18 protein-coding genes and 1 pseudogene are annotated in these 22,447 nt (G+C 74.6%); 8 read left to right on the top strand and 11 right to left on the bottom strand.

Annotated features, from left to right (window positions below; genetic code table 11):
- Positions 1 to 361 precede the first annotated feature (361 nt).
- The 5 genes from AB0E05_RS35940 to AB0E05_RS35920 all read left to right on the top strand — a co-directional run bounded on the left by AB0E05_RS35940 (position 362) and on the right by AB0E05_RS35920 (position 5,911).
- A complete protein-coding gene (locus AB0E05_RS35940; RefSeq protein WP_361971720.1) occupies positions 362 to 2,215 on the top strand; it encodes an NAD(P)-binding protein in 1,854 nt (617 codons plus the stop codon).
- A 29-nt stretch (positions 2,216 to 2,244) separates the two neighbouring features.
- On the top strand, positions 2,245 to 2,391 hold the full coding sequence (locus tag AB0E05_RS35935; RefSeq protein WP_361971718.1) for a hypothetical protein: 147 nt from the start codon (positions 2,245 to 2,247) through the stop codon (positions 2,389 to 2,391).
- Between the two features lie 232 nt (positions 2,392 to 2,623).
- Positions 2,624 to 4,807: an MMPL family transporter gene (locus AB0E05_RS35930; protein ID WP_361971716.1), complete on the top strand. Its 2,184-nt coding sequence runs from the start codon at positions 2,624 to 2,626 to the stop codon at positions 4,805 to 4,807.
- A gap of 34 nt (positions 4,808 to 4,841) precedes the next feature.
- Positions 4,842 to 5,450: an FxLYD domain-containing protein gene (locus tag AB0E05_RS35925; protein ID WP_361971714.1), complete on the top strand. Its 609-nt coding sequence runs from the start codon at positions 4,842 to 4,844 to the stop codon at positions 5,448 to 5,450.
- 59 nt (positions 5,451 to 5,509) lie between these two features.
- A complete protein-coding gene (locus AB0E05_RS35920; RefSeq protein ID WP_361971712.1) occupies positions 5,510 to 5,911 on the top strand; it encodes an SHOCT domain-containing protein in 402 nt (133 codons plus the stop codon).
- On the opposite strand, the gene cas6e is transcribed toward AB0E05_RS35920, so the two are convergent.
- The 6 genes from cas6e to cas3 form a co-directional block, all read right to left on the bottom strand.
- Complete coding sequence (gene cas6e, locus AB0E05_RS35915; protein ID WP_361971710.1) at positions 5,865 to 6,731, bottom strand: type I-E CRISPR-associated protein Cas6/Cse3/CasE; 867 nt, start codon at positions 6,729 to 6,731, stop codon at positions 5,865 to 5,867. The two genes, AB0E05_RS35920 and cas6e, sit on opposite strands and share 47 nt — an antisense overlap.
- A gap of 5 nt (positions 6,732 to 6,736) precedes the next feature.
- Complete coding sequence (gene cas5e, locus AB0E05_RS35910) at positions 6,737 to 7,741, bottom strand: type I-E CRISPR-associated protein Cas5/CasD (RefSeq protein ID WP_361971708.1); 1,005 nt, start codon at positions 7,739 to 7,741, stop codon at positions 6,737 to 6,739.
- Complete coding sequence (gene cas7e / locus AB0E05_RS35905; protein ID WP_361971724.1) at positions 7,738 to 8,919, bottom strand: type I-E CRISPR-associated protein Cas7/Cse4/CasC; 1,182 nt, start codon at positions 8,917 to 8,919, stop codon at positions 7,738 to 7,740. Before cas7e ends, cas5e begins: the two co-directional genes overlap by 4 nt.
- A 51-nt stretch (positions 8,920 to 8,970) precedes the next feature.
- The gene (casB, locus tag AB0E05_RS35900) at positions 8,971 to 9,624 is read right to left on the bottom strand and encodes a type I-E CRISPR-associated protein Cse2/CasB (protein ID WP_361971706.1); all 654 of its coding nucleotides are present in this window, start codon (positions 9,622 to 9,624) and stop codon (positions 8,971 to 8,973) included.
- Positions 9,621 to 11,408: a type I-E CRISPR-associated protein Cse1/CasA gene (casA, locus tag AB0E05_RS35895; RefSeq protein ID WP_361971704.1), complete on the bottom strand. Its 1,788-nt coding sequence runs from the start codon at positions 11,406 to 11,408 to the stop codon at positions 9,621 to 9,623. Before casA ends, casB begins: the two co-directional genes overlap by 4 nt.
- Positions 11,409 to 11,755: 347 nt before the next feature.
- Complete coding sequence (cas3, locus tag AB0E05_RS35890) at positions 11,756 to 14,674, bottom strand: CRISPR-associated helicase Cas3' (RefSeq protein WP_361971702.1); 2,919 nt, start codon at positions 14,672 to 14,674, stop codon at positions 11,756 to 11,758.
- A gap of 76 nt (positions 14,675 to 14,750) precedes the next feature.
- On the opposite strand from cas3, the gene AB0E05_RS35885 reads away from it, so the two are divergent.
- Positions 14,751 to 15,980, top strand: a complete 1,230-nt coding sequence (locus tag AB0E05_RS35885; protein ID WP_361971701.1) for a hypothetical protein — start codon at positions 14,751 to 14,753, stop codon at positions 15,978 to 15,980.
- A gap of 445 nt (positions 15,981 to 16,425) precedes the next feature.
- Positions 16,426 to 17,310: a hypothetical protein gene (locus AB0E05_RS35880; protein ID WP_361971699.1), complete on the top strand. Its 885-nt coding sequence runs from the start codon at positions 16,426 to 16,428 to the stop codon at positions 17,308 to 17,310.
- Positions 17,311 to 17,319: 9 nt separating this feature from the next.
- Here the strand turns inward: AB0E05_RS35880 and AB0E05_RS35875 are convergent, their stop codons facing one another.
- The 5 genes from AB0E05_RS35875 to AB0E05_RS35855 all read right to left on the bottom strand — a co-directional run bounded on the left by AB0E05_RS35875 (position 17,320) and on the right by AB0E05_RS35855 (position 22,198).
- On the bottom strand, positions 17,320 to 18,669 hold the full coding sequence (locus AB0E05_RS35875; RefSeq protein WP_361971697.1) for a hypothetical protein: 1,350 nt from the start codon (positions 18,667 to 18,669) through the stop codon (positions 17,320 to 17,322).
- Positions 18,666 to 20,048 (bottom strand): hypothetical protein, encoded by a 1,383-nt coding sequence (locus tag AB0E05_RS35870; protein WP_361971695.1) that lies wholly within the window; start codon positions 20,046 to 20,048, stop codon positions 18,666 to 18,668. Before AB0E05_RS35870 ends, AB0E05_RS35875 begins: the two co-directional genes overlap by 4 nt.
- Positions 20,045 to 20,776, bottom strand: coding sequence for a hypothetical protein (locus tag AB0E05_RS35865; RefSeq protein WP_361971693.1), 732 nt, complete (start codon positions 20,774 to 20,776; stop codon positions 20,045 to 20,047). Before AB0E05_RS35865 ends, AB0E05_RS35870 begins: the two co-directional genes overlap by 4 nt.
- A gap of 128 nt (positions 20,777 to 20,904) precedes the next feature.
- Positions 20,905 to 21,306, bottom strand: a complete 402-nt coding sequence (locus tag AB0E05_RS35860) for a zinc ribbon domain-containing protein (protein ID WP_361971691.1) — start codon at positions 21,304 to 21,306, stop codon at positions 20,905 to 20,907.
- Positions 21,307 to 21,466: 160 nt separating this feature from the next.
- The gene (locus AB0E05_RS35855; protein WP_361971722.1) at positions 21,467 to 22,198 is read right to left on the bottom strand and encodes a TetR family transcriptional regulator; all 732 of its coding nucleotides are present in this window, start codon (positions 22,196 to 22,198) and stop codon (positions 21,467 to 21,469) included.
- 164 nt (positions 22,199 to 22,362) lie between these two features.
- On the opposite strand from AB0E05_RS35855, the pseudogene AB0E05_RS35850 reads away from it, so the two are divergent.
- Positions 22,363 to 22,447 (top strand): annotated as a pseudogene (locus AB0E05_RS35850) (electron transfer flavoprotein subunit beta); the annotation flags it as partial.

Below are 22,447 nucleotides of genomic sequence, written 5' to 3'. Positions count from 1 at the left end.
TCGGTCACATGGCCGCACGCCTTGTTCGCCCGCTGGATCGTCGTCCGCAACTCACCCGCGAACTCCCGGTACTCCCGCGCCGAATCCCGCAGCTCGCCCTCGTCGATGTCCGGCCAGTCGTAACCGATCATCTCCAGGATCTTCTCGACCTCACCCGGCAGTTGAACACCCATCGCCGTCCCCCTCGGCTCCTCGGGAGCGAGCAAGCCTAGGGTTCGTACGTCAACCAGCCAAGGCGAAAACCACCCATTTTGTTGACCTTGTGGGCAGCGGGCGGACGTCACTCCGGGGGCTGAACTCCCCTTCGTGCCGTTGCCGGTTGCATCATCGAGGCGTACACCGTGACGTCACGAGGGGGAACATGGTCACGCTGCCGCACCAGCAGGGCGCGGAGTCGGGCGACGGCGGGCACATGGTGGTCTGTGGGGACGACGCGCTCGCGCAACGGGTCGCCGTCGAGCTGCGGGACGTGTACCGGCAGCGGGTCGTGCTGCTCGTGCCCGAGGAAGCCGGGGATCCGGGCGGGCCGGCCGTGCAGGTCGTCACCGCCGCGGCGCCCACGCAGGAGGCGCTGGTGCGGGCGGACGCCGCGCGGGCCACCGCGCTGGCGCTCGTGTACGAGGACGACGAGACCAATCTGCGCGCCGCGCTCGCCGCGCGGCGGCTCAGCCCGGGGCTGCGGCTGGTGGTGCGGATGTACAACCGCAAGTTGGGGCAGCACCTGGAGGAACTCCTGGACCAGGCCGCACTGGTGGCGGTGCCGGGGATGGACCGGGCCAGTTTGGACGCGTCCACGACCGTGTTGTCCGACGCGGACACCGCCGCGCCCGCGCTGGTCGCCACCGCCGTCGCCGACACCAACAAGGTGGTGCAGGCCGACGGACTGCTGCTGCGGGCCGCCGAACGGCCCGCGCCCGGCCGGGGGGAGGTGCCCGACGGGGGGCTGTGCACGCTCGCGCTGCTGTCGTCGACCGCCGCCGACCCCGCCGGCGCCGAAGGCTCGGACGGCAGCGGCGCGCAGGGGCCGCAACTGCTGCCCGACGACCGGACCGTACGCGAGGGCGCCGGGCGCGGCACGGTCGTGCTGGAAGCGGTACGGCACGAGGGGCCGGCGCTCGCCCCGCGGCGACTCGCCCGGCGCGGCGTGCCGCTGCGGGACCTGGTCTCCTCCCAGCTGCGGTGGGCGCTCGCCGGCATCCTCGTCGCCGTGCTCGCGCTGACCGCGGCCACCACCTGGCTCACCGACGCCGCGCCCGTCAGCGCCGCGTACCTCACCCTGCTCGACCTGTTCTCCATCAACGAACCCGCGCTCGAAGAGCCGACGGCCCGACAGGTGCTGCAACTCCTGTCCGGGCTCGCCGGGCTCGCGCTGCTGCCGCTGCTGGTCGCGGGGGTGCTGGAGGCGCTGGGCACCTTCCGCACCTCCGGCGCGCTGCGCCGCCCCCCGCGCGGGCTGTCCGACCACATCGTGCTGCTCGGCCTCGGCAAGGTGGGCGCGCGGGTGCTGACCCGGCTGCGCGAGCTGGACATCCCCGTCGTCTGCGTCGAGCAGGACGCCGACGCGCGGGGCATCGCGCTCGCCCGCGACCTGGGCGTGCCCGTGGTCCTCGGCGACGTCACCGAGGACGGCGTCCTCAAGTCCGCCAAGGCGCACCGCGCCGAGGCCCTGCTCGCGCTCACCAGCTCCGACACCACCAACTTGGAGGCCACCCTCGCGGCCCGGACGCTGGGGAACGACCTGCGGGTGGTGCTGCGGCTGGACGACGACGACTTCGCCACCGCCGTGTACCGGACCCTGCGCTCCGCGCACCCCACGGCCGTCACCCGCAGCCGCAGCGTCGCCCATCTGGCGGCACCGGCCTTCGCCAGCGCCATGATGGGGCGGCAGGTGCTGGGGGCGATCTTCGTGGAGCGGCGGATCCTGCTCTTCGCCGTGGTGCCCGTCGCCGGGCATCCGCACTTCGAGGGACTCACCGTCGCCGAAGCCTTCCGCCCCGGCGTGTGGCGGGTCATCGCGCTGGACACCGCGCGGCCGGACTCCCGCTCGCTCGACCTCGCGCACGACCAGCACGAGCAGGAGCCGTCCCTGCTGTGGGACCTCCACCCCGGGCACCTGCTGGACGCCGAGGACCGCGTCGTCGTCGCCACCACCCGCCAGGGCCTCGCGGACCTGCTGACCCCCGCGGCCCGGTCCGATTCCCCGGCCGCGCCTTAGGTCCTGTCTGGACCTAGGTCGTGACCCGCGTGACCCTTCCGGCAGTGCCGCTGCGGGGCTGGCGCGAGAGCGCCGTGCACCTGTGCGGTGATGGCGTCTGCGGCCCGGTGGTGGGCCTGTCGCGCAGTTCCGCCCCCTACGCCCTGAAGGCGTGGGGGGACCCCCAGCGCCCCTGATTCGCTACCCCCGGCACTTGCCCGCGGGCTGAGGACAGGGGTTTCAGCGTCGCTGGGGTTCCCCGTGCCCGCAGGGCACAGGGGGAGGAACTGCGCGAGCAACCGACCACCGGCCAGTGGAGACCAACGCTCCCGCAGGGAGACGGCGGACACGTTCCGAGGCACAGGAGCGCGCCCCGCCCGTCACCCGTTCCCCGCGCACCGCGTGCCCGGCCCGCCGCTCGCGCCTTGAATGCGAAGTGTGCTGCGAACGATCGGAGAGTGGTGCGCGCGCCGGGCCGTGTTCGTCGTGGTGGCGTGGCTGGTGGTGCTGGGCCTGCTCCAGGTGCTCCACCAGGCGTACGGAGGCCAGTACTCCGACGACTTCACGCTGCCCGGCACCCAGTCCCAGCAGGGCGTCGACGTGCTCGCCGCGCACGACCCCGCGGCCGGCGCGTACAGCAGTCAGGTGGTGCTGCACGACGACCGGCCGCTGACGCAGGTCAGCAGCCAGGTCACCGAGGTCGTCGGCAACCTCAAGCGGCTGCCTGACGTCATCGCGGTGCAGGACCCGCTCGCGGTGCCGTCGTCGAACGTGGGGCCGCTGGCGCCCGACGGGAAGACGGCGTACGTCACCGTCCAGTTCGACATGCAGCCGTACCAGTTGGGCGCGGACTACCTGCACGGCGTGGACGCGGCCGTCGAACCGCTGCGGGCGGCCGGCGTGCAGGTCGAGTACGGCGGGTCCCTCGGCGAGCTGGCCCGGCCGGAGCCGAACGACCGGCTCAGCGAGGCGATCGGCTTCAGCGTCGCGGTGGTCGTGCTGCTGATCGGCTTCGGGAGCGTGATCGCGGCCGTGCTGCCGCTGGTCACCGCGCTGATCTGCGTGGTGTGCGGGCTCGCGCTGCTGGGGCTGCTGGCCGCCGCGTTCACCTTCGCCACCGTCTCGCCGACGCTGGCGACCATGATCGGGCTCGGGGTCGGAATCGACTACGCGCTCTTCCTCGTCACCCGGCACCGCCAGAACCTGATGAACGGGAACGCGCCGGTCACCGCGGCCGGGAAGGCGACCGCGACCAGCGGGCACGCCGTCCTGCTCTCCGGCTGCACCGTCATCATCGCGCTGTGCGGGCTGTGGGTCTCCGGCATCGGCTTCATCGGCAAGCTGGGGCTCGCCGCGGCCGTCACCGTCGTCACCGCGGTGCTGGGCGCGCTGACCCTCGTACCGGCGCTGCTCGGGCTGATCGGGCGGCGCATCGACGCGCTGCGGGTGCGCAAACCGATCGCCGAGGCGGACGTCCAGCCGGGCGGTGCCCCGACGGAGGAGGCGGCGCACGGCGGCTGGCACCGGTACGCGCGGCGCGTGGAGCGGCGGCCCTGGTGGTACCTGACGGGCGGGGTGGTGGTGCTGCTGGTCCTCGCGTACCCGCTGTTCTTCATCCAGCTCGGGCACATCGGCGACGGCGCGGACCCCACGTCGTTCACGGACCGGCGCGCCTTCGACCTGATGTCGGCGGCCTTCGGGCCCGGGTCGAACGGCCCGCTGACGCTGGTCGTGGACCAGGCGGCGGTGCCGCCGACCGAGCGGCCCGCGCTGGAGGCCGCCGTCCAGCGGGCGCTGTCGCACGTGCCGGACCTGGCGGCGGTCGGCCCGTTCCAGACCACGGCCGACGGGGACGTGCTCGTCGGCACCGCGTACTCCGTCGCCTCCCCGCAGGACGCCACGACGACCGCGCTGGTCAACCAGCTCTCCGACACGACCCTGCCCGACGCGGTCGCGGGCAGCGGCGCGCACGCCTACGTCACCGGGACGACCGCCGCCCAGGTCGACTTCCTCGACATCGTCGCCGAGCGGCTGCCGTTCATCATCGCGGCCGTCGTCGGGCTCGCCTTCCTCGTCATCCTCGCGGTCTTCCGCGGGCTGCTGGTCGCGGTGAAGGCGGCCGTGCTGAACGTGCTGTCGATCGCCGCGTCGTACGGGGTCGTGGTCGCCGTCTTCCAGTGGGGGTGGGGCGGGCCGGCGCTCGGGGTGTCGGGGAAGGTGCCGGTGGAGAGCTACGTGCCGATGATGATGTTCGCCATCGTCTTCGGCCTGAGCATGGACTACGAGATCTTCCTGCTGTCGCGGATCCACGAGGCGTGGCTGCGGACGGGCGACGCGCACGACAGCGTGGCGCACGCCCTGGAGATCACGGCCCGGGTCATCACCTGCGCGGCGTTGATCATGGTGAGCGTGTTCGCCGCGTTCGTCATCAGCGACCAGATCGTGGTGAAGATGCTGGGGATCGGGCTCGCGGTGAGCGTGCTGATCGACGCGACGGTGGTGCGGCTGCTGCTGGTGCCGGCGGTGATGACGCTGCTGGGCGCGCGGGCGTGGTGGACCCCGCGGTGGCTGGACCGGATCCTGCCCCGGCTGCACCCCGAGGGACAGGCGTGAGACCGCGACGCAGGACGGCGGGCGCGTCACCCGGATGGCAGACCTCCGCATGCGGCTGCCGGCCGGTGCTCCTTCACTGGGCCTGTGGACCGGCAGGTCCACCCCGCCCCGGGGGAAGGAGGCGTACGACATGACCACCCCCTGGAAGCGCCCCGCCGTCAGCGCGGCACTCGCCGCCCTGACGGCCACCGCCCTGGCCGCCGGCGCGGCGGCCTGCTCCAACGGCAGCCCCTCGGAGACCGCCTCCAGCGCCGCGTCCAAGGCCATCTCCGCGGCGTCGTCCGCCGTGGCGTCCGTCGGCGCGCAGGCCACCGGCGCGATCGCGTCGGCCACGGCGTCCGCGCAGCAGAAGCTGGACGAGATCAAGGGCGGCGTGAACGCGGCCGACGACGTCGCCCTCGCCGACCAGGCCACCAAGGACGGCTACGCCACGGTCAAGGTCACCGCGCGCAACACCGCGGACTCGACGAAGTCCTTCGCCGTCCAGGTCAACTACCGGGACGCGAGCGGCAATCTGCTCGACGCGGCCGTGGTGACCGTCTCCGACGTCCCCGCCGGCCAGTCGAAGGACGCCACCGCCCAGAGCAACCGCAAGCTCTCGGGCGAGGTGAAGACCGAGGTGGGCACGGCCGTGCGGTATTGAACCGCGCGCCCCGCCAGCCCCCCTTCACCCCTCCCACCGCACGCGAACGGAGCACCGCCGTGGACGACTACCCCCTCCTCAACCTGTTCTGGACCATGCTCTGGTTCTTCCTCTGGATCATGTGGCTGTTCCTGCTCTTCAAGGTCATCACGGACCTCTTCCGCGACCACGAGCTGAACGGCTGGGCCAAGGCCGGCTGGATGATCCTCGTGATCCTGCTGCCGTTCCTCGGCGTGCTGTTGTACGTGATCTTCCGGGGCCGTTCGATGGGCAAGCGGGAGGTCTCCGCGGCGCAGGAGCGCGAGGCCGCGTTCAAGTCGTACATCCGTCAGACGGCGAGCGAGAGCGGTGCCGCGGGCGGGGCCGACGTCGACCAACTCGCCCGGCTGCACGAGCTGAAGGAGAAGGGCGCGATCAGCGAGGAGGAGTACCAGAAGGCGAAGGGGAAGATCCTGGCGTGACGGCCCCGGCGGCACGGCCGCGGCCGGGGCCGGGCTTCGGGAGGGGCGCCAGGGTGAGCAGTCCGCAGCCGTACGCCTTCGAGGGGCCGATGCCGCGCAACAGCCGGGTGGCGAACGCGGCCGGGTCGACGACCTTCAGCCGCCCCTCGAAGGTGGCGCTGTGGAAGACCACGTGCGGCCCCCGACCGCCCTTGGCGAAGGAGTGCCGGCTGCGGCCGGTGATCCGCACCTCCCGCGCCGGTTCCGGACGACGGCCCTGCCCCTGATCGACAGCGGCGGCGTCGGTGACGAGGCCCGGGGCCGCCGGCTCCGTGCGGGCGGCGGGGACCTCGAACCCCCACTTCCCGGTCCGGGTCAGGAACCACTCCAACTGCGTGGCGGCGGTGCGGTGGGCGTGCCGGAAGCCCCGGATGCGCTCCCCGGGCCCCGCGGCCTCGCGCCGCTTGACCTGGGCGGGCGTGGGGGCGAGCGGGGTACGAGTGGTCTGCACCGGGTTCGCCGTCAGCCGGAAGGCGAACTCCCGGCCGGCGCTGACCTGGGCGAGCAGCGGCGCGTAGTCCCGTACGAGCGCGTGGTCCCCGTCGGCGTCGGGCCAGCCGGCCCGCTCCACGACGTGGGTCCAGTCGGGTTTGCCGGGGGTGAGGACGTACACGAAGGGGCGGTGGGAGTCGTCGGCGTCCAGCCGCCACAGCACCCGGTCGCCGTCGACGACGTCGGGCACGCCGCCCATCACGGCGCCGTGCATGGCCCGGGGGTTGGAGAGCAGGCGCCGGCTCTCGGCGCGCAGGGGGTTGATGCGGATGCGGGACAGAAAGGTCATGGCGATCACCAGAGCAGGGTGAAGGGGTCGTGTCCGGTCGGGGCGTCGGACGGCCCGGAGCCGGGCTCGGACGCGGTGTCGGGCGGGTCGTCGGACGGGGTCCGGGACGAGGGCCCGGACGGGTTCTCGTCGGGGTTCTCGACGGGGTTCTCGACGGGGTTCTCGACGGGGGCTTCGGCGGAGGGCTCGGACGGGTTCCCGTCGGGGTTCCCGGCCGGGGCTTCGGCGGGCGGGAAGCCCGTGGGGACGGCGTACCAGTCACGGGTGATCCACCGCTCCGTGAAGGCGCGGGCGAGCGGGTCGAAGGAGACCGGGACGTCCTGGACGACGTCCGTGCCGTACGGGTCCTCGATGGTGACGGGCCGCGGAATGCGCGCCGGGCGGTACGGCCCCGTCACCTCCTGCGCCCGGCCCACCCGGTCGAGGTGGCGCTTGCGCGCCCGCGGGGACGCCTGCCAGGGGTGCTCCCGCAGCACGTCCTCCACGCTCCCCTCGTGCACCCCGAGGCTCAGCGGCTGCGTCGGCGGGCAGGAGCGACGCCCCAGCGCCAGCGGGTACACCGGCGCCCGTACGGCACCGTCCAGGCGTGCCAGCACGGCGCGGGGGCCGGCGAGCGCCACCACGAAGACGGCGTCCTGGAGGTAGTAGCGGGCCGTGACGTGCGTGTGCTTCGCCGGCGACGTGGGGCGCTGCACGCCCTTCGCGGACACCCCGGCCTGGAGCAGCGCCCGGCCCCGGTAGTCGCTGACGGTGTGATAGTCCCGCATGAGGGTGCCGGGCACGTCGACGCGGACGCCCAGTCGCAGCGCCGTCAGCTCGTCGAGCGGGTCGGCGCGGGCGAGGCCGCAGGCGGCGGCGAGCAGCCCGACGACACCGGACTTGGTGGGCTCGGCGCCGGTCTCCCGCTGGTTGACGACCGTACGGGACCCCCAGGCTTGCAGCGGGCCCGCCAGCCGCAGCAGCAGTACGGCGTCCTGCGCGGCGGGCCCCACCGGCTCCGGAGGCGTCACCGCACCGGCCCGACGGCGGCTTCGGCCACCCGCCCCGCCAGGTGCTCGTGCAGGCCGGTCAGCAGCCCGGGGAAGGACTCGGACGGGCCGAACACCCCCGCCAGCTCAGCCCCGGCCGCGGACTCCGGCTCGAAGGAGTGGCACGCCCCGGCCCAGGACGGCGCGTCGCCCCAGGTGCGCACCGAGGTGGCGTGTTCGCGCGCCAGCCGCTGCGCCGAGCGGGCCGCGATCCCGGACGCCGCGGCGATCGGCTCCTCGAACGCGGAGACCAGGTTCACCGGCTGGTCCCCGCGGACGACGACGGCCACCAGGCTCGGCAGCGTGCGGTGCGCGAAGGAGTTCTTGTACCCGGAGGGCACGGAGCGGGCGAAGGACGTCACGAACTCCGTCACGCCCCGCACGGCGGCCTCGTCGTGGTCGGCGCCGGTCGCGTCGTCGCGGAGGTTGTGCCGCAGCTGGTGCAGGCCGACGGTGGCGTACCGGTAGAGCGTGGCGGAGTTGAAGCCGATGGTGCCGATCATCCCGGCGCCGCTCTCGTTCTCCTTCTGCACCCGGTCGTCGACGGCGGTGAAGTAGTCGAACTCCAACTCCACGGCGTGCGTGGACAGGGCGTGGGCGACCTGGGTGGCGGCGTCCACCCGCAGCGCGGGGATGTCGGCCACCATCCGTCCGAACAGCGCGATGTCCAGCGGCTGACCGGAGCGGAAGTGCCGCTGCACGTCCAACTCCTCGATCTGCTTCCTCAGTTCCTTGTCGGAGAGCGCGTCCAGCTCGGCGGCGCGGTCGGCGACCAGCGCGGCGACGGCGTCGAGCTGGCGGTGCCCGTAGAAGAAGAGGTACGCGGTGTCCCCCTGCTTCTTGCCCGGGGTGATCCCGAGCGCGGTGACGAGCGCGTTCGCCAGCCGGTCCGCGGACTTCTCGGGCAGCCCGGTGCGCCGGCGCAGCCGCGCCGCGAGGTCGCCGCTGAAGCGCCGGGTCCGGGTCGCCAGGTCGTCGGCGGCCATCCGCTCGGTGAAGTGCATGCGGGTGGCGCGCTTCCACGCCTGCGACGAGACGCGGGAGCGGCGCACGCCGCCGAAGTACGCCTCCTTCGGGTTCCCCTGGTCGTCGCGGTTGAGGTTGGCGGGCGGCACGGTCTGCAGGACGTGCACGTCCACGAAGAGGCGGGGGTGGGGCAGTTCCACGGGGTCTCCAGATCAGGAACGCTGCGCTGTGCTGTGCACGGGTCGTCACGAGGGCGGGTCGGCCGGGTCGGCGGGGGCCGCTCGCTCCCAGGGGTAGTAGCCGGCGCCCCAGGAGCGGCGCACGCGCGGGCGCTTCGCGGGGTGGGCCCAGTCCATGAGGTCCCCGCACAGCAGGTCGTAGTCGAAGGCGATGGACCGGCCGCGCAGCAGGGGCACCAGGCCGCGCAGCCGGTGCAGGAACGCCGGTACGGAGGTGGCGTTCACGGCCGCGGCGACCCGGCGGTCCATCGCGGCGCTGGTGAACTCGTCGGTGCCGCGCAGCTCCCGCAGGGCGCGGGCGGCGCTGACGCCCCTGCGGTGCATGGGCGTGGGCTGGCCCTGCTGGTGCAGTCCGTACAGCGACAGCGCACCGTGTTCCGCTTCCAGTTCGGGGGTGACCGCGCCGTCGACCCTGCTGGTGTAGTGCTTCCAGAGGGCGGGGACGCTGCCCGCGGGGCGGCCGAGGCCGGCGCGCAGGTCGGCGAGGTCCTCGCCGGGCGGGCCGTCGGAGGGGCCGCCGTGCCACGGGGCGTTCCAGGTGCCGTCGGCACCCAGGTGCTTGTGCCAGAAGCGTTCGACGGGCGCGCCGCGCTTGGTGCGCTGCGGCGTGGTGGATCGGGGCGTGGTCGGCCGGGGCGTGGCGGGTGGGGGCGTGGTCACTGGTCGCCTTCTTCCGTCGGCGGGGTCCGTTCGGCCGCGGCGGCGGCCCGTCTCTCCTCGCGCAGGGCCGTGCGGCGCGGCAGGACCTCGTCGACCGCGTAGCGGAACGCCTTCTCCGCCTGGCTGAGCCGGTAGCGCCGGCTCACTCCGCCCTGGGTGACCTTCCGGCCGTGGAACGCACCCGGCGCGGGCTGGACGAGCAACTGCTCCGCCACCCGCCAGGCGTCCGCCCCGGCCCGTACCTCCCAGCCACGGAGCAGTTCCTCGACGGTCACCAGGTTGCTCCCCGCATCGCGCAGGTCCGCCAGCAGCTCGCGCACCGACGGGTCCAGGGCGTGCAGCAGCGCCTCGCCGGACTCCTGCCAACTGCCGCGGTCCGGAGCCTCGGCGCCCACCGAGCGCCGCAGGTCGTCCGCGAGCCGGTTGACGGCCTTCGCCAGGGCTTCGGCCTGGTCGACCGCGCCGAGCAGGGCGCCTTGGGCCAGTCCGAGCGGGTCGAGCGCGGCCACGGGCAGCGGCACCTCGTCGTGGCAGACGTCCTCGACGTTGCCGAGCTTCTGCCCGTACGCCAGTCCGGTCAGCTCCAGACGGAGGCGGAAGCGGTCGCCCAACTCGTGGTGGGCGGCACCGATGTTGCGCAGCAGCTCGCTGGTGGAGAAGCCGTCCGTGGTGGCGGTGGCGAGGGTTTCCTCGCCGGCGCGGCCGACGGCGAGCAGCGCGTGGAAGCCGCGCCAGGCCGCGCGGCCGGGGACGTGTCGCACGGGCCGCTGGGGCGGTGGTTCGGGCCGGTCGCCGGCAGTCGACGTCCCGGCTCCGGCCTTGCGCGCCGTGCGCTTGGCGCGGCGCTCCGGGCTCTCGATGCGCCACGCGGTGTGCGTCTCGTGCTCGGCGAGCACGGTCAAGCGGTCGCCGGCCGCGACCACGACCCTGGTGACCCGCACCCCCTCGTCGGTCTCCTCGGGCACCAGCCGGATGCGCCGGCTCTGCCACGTCCACGCGTCCAGCACGCCCCGCGCGGCCCGCTCGTCCCACACGGGGGTGCCGCTGGGGTGGTCGTCCCGCGGGCCGCGGCGCAGCCACTGGGGGTGGTCGTCCTTCAGCCGGGTGCGGCCGTACGGCACGTTCAGCATCAGGGTCTCGTACAGCGTCTCGCCGCGGGGCATCACGATCCCCAACTGGCTCAGCGAGCCGGCCGGGTTGCCCATCGTCTTGCCCTGCTTGGCCCGCGGGTCGCCCACCACGCCGGTCTTGATGGCGCCGGTGTCCCAGCAGTGCGTGTGCAGCAGCCAGCGGGCGGCTTCGGCCGGGGTCAGCGCCAGCCGGTCGCCCTCCGTGCGGGTGGCGAAAATCGGGACGTTGTTCCCGGATGCGGCAGTGGTGACCAACAGGGCCGACGACTTGGTCTCGTCGCGGTCCGTGCGCAACCCGGCGACCTGGGCGAAGGGGTCGACCGGGTGGAAGAGGTCGAAGCGGTGGCGGTGGGCGTCGAGGTAGGCGTTCAGCTTGTCGGCCCGCTCTCCGCGGAAGCCGTCGGCGCGGACGTACGCGGACCACTCGGCGGCGTCGGCGGGGAAGCCGAGGGCGTCCACGACGACGGGCAGCACCACCTGCCGCAGGATCGCCGGCTTCTGCGTGGGCAGCTCGACGACCAGGTCCCGTACCTCATGGGCACTCACGAGCAGTTGGCGCAGGCTGATCACGGGGGTGGGGTCGGGCTTGCCCGCGGTGCCCGCGGGTGGCCGCAGCCGGTGCACCCGCAGCCAGGGCTCGTCGATCAGGTCCACAACTCGCGCCCCCTGCAAACTGTTTACGTCTGAGCCGGCCGGTACCCAGCAGCCTGGCACAGGAGGTCCCGTCGTACGGGCGGAATGCAAGAATGCGCGGGCGCCCCCTCGTGGGGCACACCGTTGCCCCGGCGTGTCCCGGGGTTGTTCCGTGTTTCCGTCTCCGCTCGGAGTGGACCCCGCCAACGCGGGGCGTACGACGGCCAGGGCAGGTCCGCCAGGCCCTGGCCGCCAGTGCCGCTGCCTCGGCTGGCGCGGGGGGCTCGATGACGGCACCTGCGGCCCGGTGGTGGGCTGGCCGCGCGGTACCCCGCACCCCTCAAGCCCTGTGCTCAGGCCCGCGGACCTCAGGTCGCCGGGCCTTCGTCCAGCAGCCCCAAGGCGTCGTCGTACCGCAGCAGTCGACCGCCCAGGCGCGTCGTCCGACCGGCCCGGTCCAGTACGAGCGCCCGGCCGCCGATCGGCTTGCGGTCCGGACGGTCCTTGCGCCAGTGCCACCCCGGCAGCCGCGCGAGCGCACCGCCCGCGGCGGCGCGGCAGCTCTCGGGCAGCTCGACCGTGTCCCCGTACAGCTCGTCGCGCAGGGCGTGCGTCGTGACGTCGCCGTCCGCGCCGAGGGCGGCGCCGCTGAGGGTGACGTACCGGTCCCCGTCGCGCAGGGCGTGCGTCGTGACGTCGCCGTCCGCGCCGAGGGCGGCGCCGCTGAGGGTGACGTACCGGTCCCCGTCGCGCAGCACCACGACCGCCTCCCGCAGCGTGCGGTCCGCCACCAGCGCCGCCGGGCCCTCGTCGAGCCGGTGGGCGGCGACCGCGGTGGCGTGCGCACCGGCCAGCGTCGCGGTCTCACCGCTGCCGCGCCGGGTCAGCAGGTACGGCACGGCTTCGTCGGCCAGCTGAGACCGGCGCTTGTGCCACTCCGCGGTGGCGGCTGCCGCGTCCGCCCGCCATCCTTCGGGCACCTCGTCGCACTCGCCGTACGCGGTGGCCATCAGGCCCGGCACGTCGTCCGGGACGCACCAGCCCCGGCCCGCGTCGGCGGCGGCGAAGACGAGCGCGGCGGTACGGAGGAGGGGGGCGCGGCCGTAGCGGTCCTCGGCCGCGGTCGGGAAGCGCGGCGCGGCACCGGCCGGGCCCGGTGCGGACCCGGTGACGACGACGCGCGGCGCGGCCAGGCGCGCGGGGCGGGGCACGGCGCCCGCGGTGCGGTGGAGGCGGCCGATGCGCTGCACCAGCAGGTCCATCGGGGCGAGGTCGGTGATCAGCAGGTCCACGTCGGCGTCGAAGGACTGCTCCGCGACCTGCGTGGCGACGACGACCAGCCGGCCCCGTCCACGGCCCGTCCCGAGCCGGCGCAGGGACGCCGCCGTGCGTTCGGCCCGTGCCCGCGCGGTCAGTTGTTCGTGGAGGACGACCACCTCGTCCGCGGCGAACCGGCCCCGCAGCGCGACGGCGAGGGCCTGCGCGCGGTCGACGGTGTTGCGGATGACCAGGGCGTGGCCTCCGTCGGCGAGGTCGCGCGCCACCACGTCCACGACGGCGGTGCAGTCCCCGAAGTGCTCGGGCTCAGGCAGCAGCTCGACGGCGATCCGTCGGCCCTGCTGCCACGACGGGCACGCCGTCGTCGTGGACCGCGGCCCGCTGCCGTCCCGCTCCTGCCACACGAGCGTGACCGCGGGCCGGCCGGTGGCCGCCGAGAGTTCCGGGTACGTGCACTCCTCGCGGCCCGCCGCGCCCGCGAGGTACGCCTCGGCGAGCTGTTGCCGCTGCTCGGCCGTCAGGGTCGCCGACAGCAGCACGACCGGCACCCCGGCCTGGCCGGACCAGCGCAGCCCCTCGTGCAGGAAGGGCGCGCCCTGGACGTCGACGGCGTGCACCTCGTCCAGGACGACGACCTTGCCCAGCAGTCCGGCGGCGCGCATCATCACGTGGCCGGTGCGGGTCATCGCGGACAGGAGCTGGTCGACCGGGGCGACGACGAAGGGGCAGAGCAGCCCGCGCTGCTCTCCGAAGAACCACGCGGCGGGGACCAGGGCGTGCTGGGAGCCGTCGCCGTCTTCGGCGCAGTCGCCCGCGGCGGCCAGTTGCTCGTCCGGCGACGCCGTCACCAGCGCGCTCCACTCCTCGTTGAGGTGGCGCTGCGCGTCGAGCAGGGCGACGTGCGGGGCGAGTTCCGCGTCGATGGCCCGTACCCACTGCCTGACCTGCGTGAACGTCGGGCCGATGGTGGCCTTCGGCGGCATGCCGACGAAGACGCCGTCCGCGCCGTGCGCCGCGGCGAACTCCTCCGCGGCCATCAGCCCGGCCCACGTCTTGCCCTCCCCGGTGGGCGCCTCCACGATCAGCAGCCCCGGCGCCGGGGAGGTGCGGGCCATGCGCGCCGCCAACTCCTGCACGGGCCGGGGAGGATGGCCGAATCTGTCCGTAAAGGCCCCGTCAGCGGGTTCCAGGAGCTTGCCCCAGCCGCCGCGCAGCCCGAGCTTCGTCCAGACCTTCTCGGTGCGGGCGCGGGCTTCGGCGTAGTTGAGGTCGGCCAGCGCGTCGACGCCGTCGAGGTCCGGTGCGCTGGCGATCCAGTCCGCCATCACCACGAGACCGCTGATCAGCAGTTGCAGCGCACGGGACGGCACGCGCGCCGGTACGCGGGCGGCGAGGTCGGCGCCGGGCTCCAGCTCCGCGGTGAGCCGCCGCAGCAGCTCGCCGCGCACCAGGTCCCAGCGCCCGTCGCCGACCGGCTGCCCGAGGCCCTTCCGCGGGGGCGGGATGGAGTTCCCGGGGACGAAGTGGCCGTGGTGCGCGGCGACCTGCGGCCACACCCAGTCGATGTGCTCCGCGGGCCAGCCGGCGTCCCGCAGCATCGGCCTCAGCAGATGCGCACCGGCCCGCTCGTGGCGCCACGGGTGGCGCTTGGCGAGGTCGTCGTGCCAGTGGAGACCGGCGTTCCGCACTTCGCGCCGGTAGTCCTTCAGACGCAGTTGGAAGGCGGGCGTCGCCTTCCCCAGGTCGTGGATGCCGCAGATCCACTTCACTAGTTCACGGCCGCGGTCCGGGCCGCCCGCGACCTCGTCGAGCGCGGTGCGCAGGGACGGCGCGAGGTAGCGGTCCCAGAGGAGTTCGGCGACGGCGGCGGTGTCCAGGAGGTGGGTCAACAGCAGGCTCATGACCTCGTTGGCCGTCCGGTCCGGGGTCTTGCCGACCAGTGCGCCGAGCGCCCGCTCCATGTCCAGGCCGCGCCCCGAGCCGTCGTTCCCCGTACTACTGCTGCCCACGCCCGCCGCCCCTGCCGCTCGTGCCCGTGCCGGTGTCCGTATCCGGGTGTCCGTATCCGGGTGTCATCATGCCGGGGTGACGCCCGCCGAAGCCCCGCCGTACGAAGCGCTCCGCGCGGCTTTCGGCCAGGACCTGGCGACGGACTGGGTCCCCGACGCCGTCGGGGCGGCCGACGTGTCGTCGTCCCTGTTCGACGACGTACCGGCCGAGATCGACGTGGCCCGGCTACGGGTCCCGCTCGGCAGCCGCACCGAGGACGTGCCCGTCGTCCCGGTCGATGCCCGCGCCCGCCTGCACGGACTCGTCGAGCGGGCGCTGTGCGGCCGTCGCGTACGCCCCGAAGTCCTCGCGTACGACCGCGTCGACTGGGACTACAGCCGCGCCTTCCGCACCCGGCGGCAGCGCCTGACGGAGCTGGCGGTGCGCCCCGACCTGCCGCTGGTGCTGGCGCTGGACGTGCACCGGCTCTCCCGCTCGCTGCCGCTGCGGACCCTGCACGAAGCGCCCTGGACGACCGCGGAACTGGCCGCCGCGCTCACCGCGGTGGAGCGCGCGGCCGGACGCCCCCTCCTCCCCGGCCACCGCTGGGCCAACCGCCTGGCCGCTGCCGCCCTCGCCCCCGTCGACACCGTCGTTGCCCGCCTCGCGCCCGGCCGCTGGCTGCGCTGGGGCGACGACTGGCACGTGTTCGTCCACGCCCCGACCGAGGCCGACGAGGTGCGCGACGCCGTGACCCGCGCCCTCGCACCGCTGGGCCTCGCCCTCTCCGCCCCCAAGAGCCGCACCCTGCCCGTGGCCGCCGTGCTCGACGGGACGGCCCGCGACGTCGCCGGCGACCCGGGCCACGCGTGGCGGCGCGGCCTGGAGCGGGGCGACGTACGGGCCCTGCGGTACGCCCTGCCGCGCGCCGCGCCCGCCCCGGAGATCAGCCGGGACGTGCCCCACACCGTCCGGCAGTGGCCCGAACTGCTGCCGCGCGCCGTGCAGTACCTGGACCGGGCCGCCGACACCCCGGAGGGCCGGGCCGCCCTACGCGCCCTGATGACCGACGCGGACGCGTTCGCCTGCGGACGCCTGCTCGCCCTCGCGGCGGGTCGCCGCGCGGTGGCCGCGGACGTCCCGGACGCCGTGCTGACGCTCGCCTACGCCGACGAGTCCGTGGCGCTGCGGGCGCTGGCGGCGCGCGTCGCCGCGCTCACCGACCGGCTGCGGCTGACCCCCGACCCGCCGCCGCGGCTCCGCCCCTGGCTCGCGCTGGGCGCGGAGCCGGCCCGCTGGCCACCGCGGCTCACCACGCTCCTGTGACGCCCGTGAAGACGTGGCTGCTCGCGCGGCCCCCATGCCGCAGGGAGCAACCGGTGGCCCTGGCGCGCGCGAGAGCGCCGTCAGCTCCAGCCCGCAGGCGAATGACCGGGGGACCGAGTAAGGGGCGCGGGGAACTGCGCGACGAGCCACCCACTGGCCGGTGGAGACCAACGCTCCCCGAGGGAAACGGCGGCTACGTCAAGAGACGCAAGAACGCGCGGACCCAGGGGGCGGAACTGCGCGACGAGCCACCCACAGGTTGTGGGCGCCACGATCGCCAAGCCGCTCACGCCGCTACCGCGCCCGCCAGGGCAACGGCACTGCCCCTGGCGCGTAGGGGGAGGCCGCGCGAGCAGCCGCAGCCGCAGACAGGGCGCGGGAGCCAAGCCGGGCCCGGCCGGCGGCGCTGGCTACGCTCCTGGTGATCGTGGCGAGGGAGGACCCGGTGGCAGCGGTGGCAAAGGCGTGGCGCGCCGGCGAGTCGGCCGGGCTGCCACTGCTGGACCGGCAACGGATCGACGCGGTCGCAGCCGTGCTGGCGGGCGTCGTCCACGTCCTGCCGCCGCACGGCTGGCACCTGAAGGGTTCGGCGGCCCACCTCGGGTGGCTCGGCCCCGCGGCCCGGCTGCCGAACGACGTCGACCTGTGCGTACCCGCGGGCGCGGCGCCCCGCCTCCTGTCGCCGACGACGCTTCCGCCCCGCGCCGACGGCACGTCCGTACGGCTGTTGCGCGCCGAGCCGATCGTCTTCAGCTCCCCGGACCGGGCCACCGCGCACCGGGTGTTGGCCGAGGTCGCGGACCGCCCGGGCGGCGCGGCCGTCGCCCGCGTCCTGCTGAACGTGCTGCTGGTGCCCGACGCCCGCGCCGCCGCGGACACCAGGACCGCGCCCCTGTCGTTCCCGAGCACCGCCGGCCCCGTGACGGTGCCCGCGGGCACCCTCAGCCGGCTGGTGGCGCAGAAGCTGTTGCGCTACACCCGGCTGCGTGACGGCAAGGTCAACACCCGGTGGGCGGACCTCCTGGACGTCCTGCTGACGGCCGCGGCCAGCCGCGCCCCCGCGTTGGACCTCGGCGAGTTGCGCCACGACATCACGGTCGAGTTCGCCGAGATGCACCGCCCCTGGCCGACCCGGCTGCCCGCACCGCCCGCGGAGTGGCTGGACTTCTGGGACAACGCAACCTTTCTTCACGCCCTCCCCTTCGGCCGACTGCCCGATGCCGTACGGCAGTTGGAACGCTTCCTGCTGCCGGTGCTGGAGGGTCCGGAGCGGCCGGCTTCGGCCCGGGTGTGGTCGCCCGGGGCGTGGGAGTGGGTCGTACGGGCGTGAGCCGGGCGCTCACCCCACCGCCAGCTCCATCAGCCGGTCGAAGCGGGCCGCAGCCGTCGGCGGCAGGTGGCGGTGCCAGTGGTCGCGGTGGCGTACGGCGTGGGCGAGGTGGTGGCCGCCGCGGGCGGCGGGGCCCTGCTCGTACAGCTCCGTGAGGAACGCGACCGCCGCGTCCGCCGCAGCCGCGCCCAGCGGGCGGCCGAACTCCTGGTAGACGCGGGCCTCGTGGGTGCTGGCCTTGAGGGTCTTGGTGACGTGCAGGGCGAAGTGGGCACGGCCGGCCGCTGCGCGCAGTTCCGCCGCGTCGATGGCGCCCGGGATCCGGGCGACGCCGGCACCGCTGTGCAGTTGGCCGGCGGTGCGGGCGTTGGCCACGTGCACCGCCGTCCACACCGCGTCGGGGTCGGTGACCAGCCCGCACAGCCCGTCACCGAGGGCCGCGAAGAGCCGTCCGCCCGCGGCGGCGGCACCGTCGTCGAGCGCCCGTAGGTGCTCCACCAGCAGGGATTCGCGTCGGATGCGCAGCCCGTAGGCGCGGCGCAGGACGACGGGCGTCGGCAGGGTGCCGGAGCGCCAGGCCGTGGCGAGCGGGAGCAGGAGGTGCGCGTTGCCGGCCGTCCGACGGCCGGCGGCGCCCGGGCTCGGGTGGCGGACGACCGTGCCCCACTCGATGTCGTGGGCGTCGGTGACGACGTAGTGGGCGGGGCCGGTGAACCCCCGGGCGTACGCGGGCCAGGCGTCGGCGGACGGAACGCCCGGCAGCCGCGGGTCCTCGCCGGGGCCGGCGCCGCGCAGCGCGCGCGAGGCGCCCGACGGGCGGACCAGGACGCCGGCGAGGAGGGCGGCGCAGCCCTCGTCGGAGAGCCGCCTCGGCACCGCGGCGAGGACGTCCGCGGCCCGGCCGCACCCCGTCGGCTCCGGCAGGTCGCGCACGGCGCGGGCCGCCATCGACACCGCGTATCCGGCCCGCAGCAGTACGGCGAGGCGCGCACCGGTGTCGGCCGGGAGGCGTACGTGCTCCCAGGCGGAGCCGTGCCGCACGCCTTCCCCTTCCCCGAGCGCCCTCGGCGGGTCGTGGTCACCGGGGCGGACGAGGACGAGGTCCTTGCCGTAGTACGAGGGGTGCCAGGGCGCACCCGCGGCCCGCCCCAACGCGGCGAGGCTGCCACGTACTCGTACGAGCCCCTGCTCGTGGTCGCCGCTCTGCTCCACGGTGGCGCGCAGCGCGCTGGTGACGACGACCAGGGTCACGGAGGCGTGCCGGGTGCGGGCGAGGCGCGCGAGGACGTCACCGGTGTCGGGGCAGCCGGCGGGGAAGCCGGGCGCGTGCCGCGGGGGCCAGAGGAAGGCGCGGGTCACCGGTCACCGTTCCGGCGCCGCCCGTTCCGCCGCCCGTTCCGCCGCCCGCCGCGTCGTCCACCGCGTCGGAACAGGTCCACGAACAGCCGCCGCAGCCCGGGGAAGAACGTCACCAGCACCGCCGTGGCCACCGCCGTGACGACCAGCATCCGCGCCAGCGACGCCGCGCCCGCCTCGGGAAGCCCCTGCCACACCGCGAGCCCCACGGTGAGCGGCAGGCCGACGGCGGCCAGCAGCCCGAGGATCGCGTTCGTCGTCTCCGTCTCCGCGGCCTGCACCTGGCGCGACAGCTCGGCGAGGTCGTCGACGAGGCCCTGCACGGCCTCCGGCAGCCCCGCGTCCTGGCACCACAGGCGGGTGACGGCGTCCGCGGGACGCTGTCGGCCGAAGCCGGCGGACCAGTAGCTGCGGCGGAAGACCAGCAGGTCGCGCTCCAGTTGGGCGACCTTCCGCCGGCGCGGCTCGTGCGCGCCGATGCGGGCGACCTCGTCGCCGAAGGCGTCCAGCACGATCTGCTGGAGCCGGGCCAGGGCGAGGGCGTCCGTGTGCAGGGTGGCGAGTTGGTAGCTGGTGCCGTCGTAGTAGTTGTCCGACGCCCCCGGTCCCGGGTCCGGGTGGGTGGCGACGAGGGTGAGCCCGCGCAGCCCGGCGACCCCGCGGACCTTGCCGGACAGCGGCAGCCGGCGCCCCTGGAGTTGTTCCAGGGCGTCGGCGAGCGGCGGATAGCAGGTGGCGTGCTGCATCGCCCACAGCCACTGGTCGGCGGGCTCCCACCCGTCGTGCTCGTCGCCGTCGAAACGGGTCGGCAGCCCGCCGTCGCCCGCCGTGACCAAGGTGCCGTGGACCGCTTCCCGTTCCGAAGCGGCGATGCGGCAGCCGGGCGGCAGCACCCGGGAGACCCAGGTGCGCTGGTCGCCCTCCCCGTGGTGGGGGTCGACGTCCGCGCACTCCTCCAGCGTCCTCGGCAGCCGCGCGGGCGGGTCCGGCGGCAGCGAACCGTGCAGGACGGCCACGCCGTCGGCGTCGGGCGGCGCGCCCATGTCCCACAGCGCGGCGCGGGCGGCCTCGTCGAGCCGTACCAACTCGATCGCGGACAGTTCGAACCGGGCGGGGGACGGCGGGAGCAACGCGGCCCCGTCCAGCTCGCGGTGCCAGCGCACCCCCTCGGCCCACAGCAGCGGGTCGAGCCGGGTGCTGGTGTACGCGGCGCGGCGGCGGGCGTTGGAGACCACTTCTTTCGGTCCACCGGTCCGCCAGCGGCGCTGCAACGGCCCCGGCTGGAACGGCTCGCCGGGCGGCCCGTCCATGAGGACGGCGACGATCAGGACGACGTCCCGACGGACCAGGCCGGCGAGGGCGGCGGCGTCGGGCGCACTCACGGCGTCAGGCCGTCCACGATCGCGTACGCCTCGCTCAGGTGCCGGCGGCGCTCGGCCGCGTCCACCGCGCGCCAGGCCGTCGGCCGATCGGACAGCGGCCCGCGCGTCAGGACCCGGGCGTGGTCGCGCAGCGGCGCGCCGCGGGCGATGAGGGTGACCGTGCCGGGCAGCGCACGGGCGTGGTGCAGGGCACGGGCGGTCATCCGGTAGCGGGCGCCGGCGGTGAGCGATGCCGTACGGCGGGAGGTGACGACGACATCGTGGCCCGCGCCTTCGCCGACCGGGGTGAAGCGGTAGCCGCCCGGGCGGGGGCGGTAGTGAACGACGCGGTAGCCGCCCTCGTCGTCGTACCTGTGCTCGTGTTCGTGCCGCGGCGCGATGTCGACGGTGGTGTTGTCCAGCGTGCCGCGCAGCACGGTGGAGGCGAAGTCCCAACGGTGGTCGTGGATCTCGGCGTCCTCCTCGCCCGCGACCCAGATGTGCAGGAAGAGGCGTCGGCCGTCGTGGGCGACCCGGGCGAGCGGCAGCTTCACGAAGCCGTTCGGGTGCGCGACGGGCACGGCGGTGGTGGGCGGGAGGAGGCCATGGGCACCGCAGGCCGGGTCGGCGGTGTCGTCGGTGCCGTACGTGTCGTACGTGTCGTACGTGTCGTGGAGCGCGGCGGCGAGGGCGGCGCGGGCGAGCACCGGGGTGACGTGCTCGACGTCCGCGGCGGCACCCAGCCTCACGTCGTCCCCTGGCACCGGCACCCCCTGAGCTGTGGCGGGCGGCGGTCGGCGCCCGACGGACAGACCCAGTCAACCAGCAGCTTTGTGGCGACGGTAGTCGCCGTCGGGTCCGCTGTGGGGCGTCCGCGTCACTGCCAGTCGAAGGTGCGGACGGTGTCGCAGAGTTCGACGACGAGTTCGCCGGCGTCCAGGCCGGATTCGGCCACGGGGCGGACGCGTGCGCCGACCCATACGAGGTGGGGCGCGGCGCCGACGACCCGGCAGCGGAACATGAAGCCCTCGGGGAAGCGGACGAGGGATTCGTTGCGGGCCACGCGCGTGTAGCGGTGGACCACGGACGAGCGGATCACGACTCCTTCGCCCGTGCTGCGCCGTGGCTCCAGGTCGCTGGAGGCGCAGACGGGGCAGAGCAGTTTGCGGAACGAAGCGGTGCCGCACCAGCGGCAGCTCTGGTAGGTCAGATAGGTCGAACCGGCGTCATCCGCCTGCGCGTTGGGCGCGGCGAGACTGTCGGTTCCGGGCTGGGACATGGCACGACCCCCTGCACTCGGCTCGGATGCGCCACCGCGCCGTGGGCGGCTCGCACTGGCGCCTTCGCACCATATGGCACTCAGTGCCTAGGTGTATAGGTACTGGGTGCCAGTTTTCTGGCCAACGGGCCCGGTGCCGGGGGTCGATGCACGCGTCCGGTCAGGAGCCTCCGAGCGCCGCCTCGATGCCCTGGACGACCCGCCACACGGGCGTGCCCTTGCGCGCCACCATGATCACGACCTCCTCGCCCTCGCCGCCGGCACCGACACCGGCGCTGACGTCGACGTGGTGGGGCGCTGCGGCACGGGCGGCGCCGCGCCCCGAAGGCGCCCCGCCCCACACCTCGCGGACGAGCCCGAGCGCGTGGTCCGCCGCGGCCTCCGCGTCGCCCTCGCCGCCCGACCGCAGCCACGAGCGCAGGGCGTTGTTGTGCGCGGCGACGACGGCCGAGGCGATCACCTCGGCCCGCAGGGCGCCGTCGGCGTCGTCCGCGCAGTGCGCGCGCAGGTGGTTGGCGAGGGTGCGCTCGTAGCGCCGCACCACGGAGAGTTCGTACGTCCGCAGCCCCGGCACCTCGCGGGTGAGCCGGTAGCGCTGGACGGAGAAGTCGGGCTTGGCCGCGTACATCCGCATCACGATCCGGGCGGCGTCGCACACCGTGTCGACGGGGTCCTCCGAGACGCCGCCCGCCGCCCGTGCTTCCAGAAAACGGGTCATCTCAGCCAGGCACCCCTCGTGGTCCGGGAAGACGACGTCCTCCTTCGAGGGGAAGTAACGGAAGAACGAGCGCCGCCCGACGCCCGCGCGCGCGACGATGTCGTCCACCGTGGTCCGCTCGAACCCCCGCTCAAGGAACAGCTCGAACGCGGCCTTGGCCAGCGCCTCCCGCATGGGCACTTCGGCATTGCGTCGCTTGCGCACCTCAGTCATGGCGGGAACGTAACACCGGAAGGACCATTTTGGCACTGGGTACCTTTACAGAGGGTACTTGGTGCCATAGCCTCGAAGAGACTGAAAAGGCCCTCCGTCCATCGGATCCACCACTAGGAGTCGGCGTGAGCTTGAAGATCGTTGTCTGTGTGAAGTACGTGCCTGACGCGAGTGGTGATCGGGGTTTTGGTGCGGATTTGACGGTGGATC

This window comes from Streptomyces sp. NPDC048057 (assembly GCF_040653095.1).
Lineage (GTDB): Bacteria > Actinomycetota > Actinomycetes > Streptomycetales > Streptomycetaceae > Streptomyces.
Note: the sequence above shows the minus strand (reverse complement) of the source record. Positions and strands in the feature narration are given on the sequence as shown.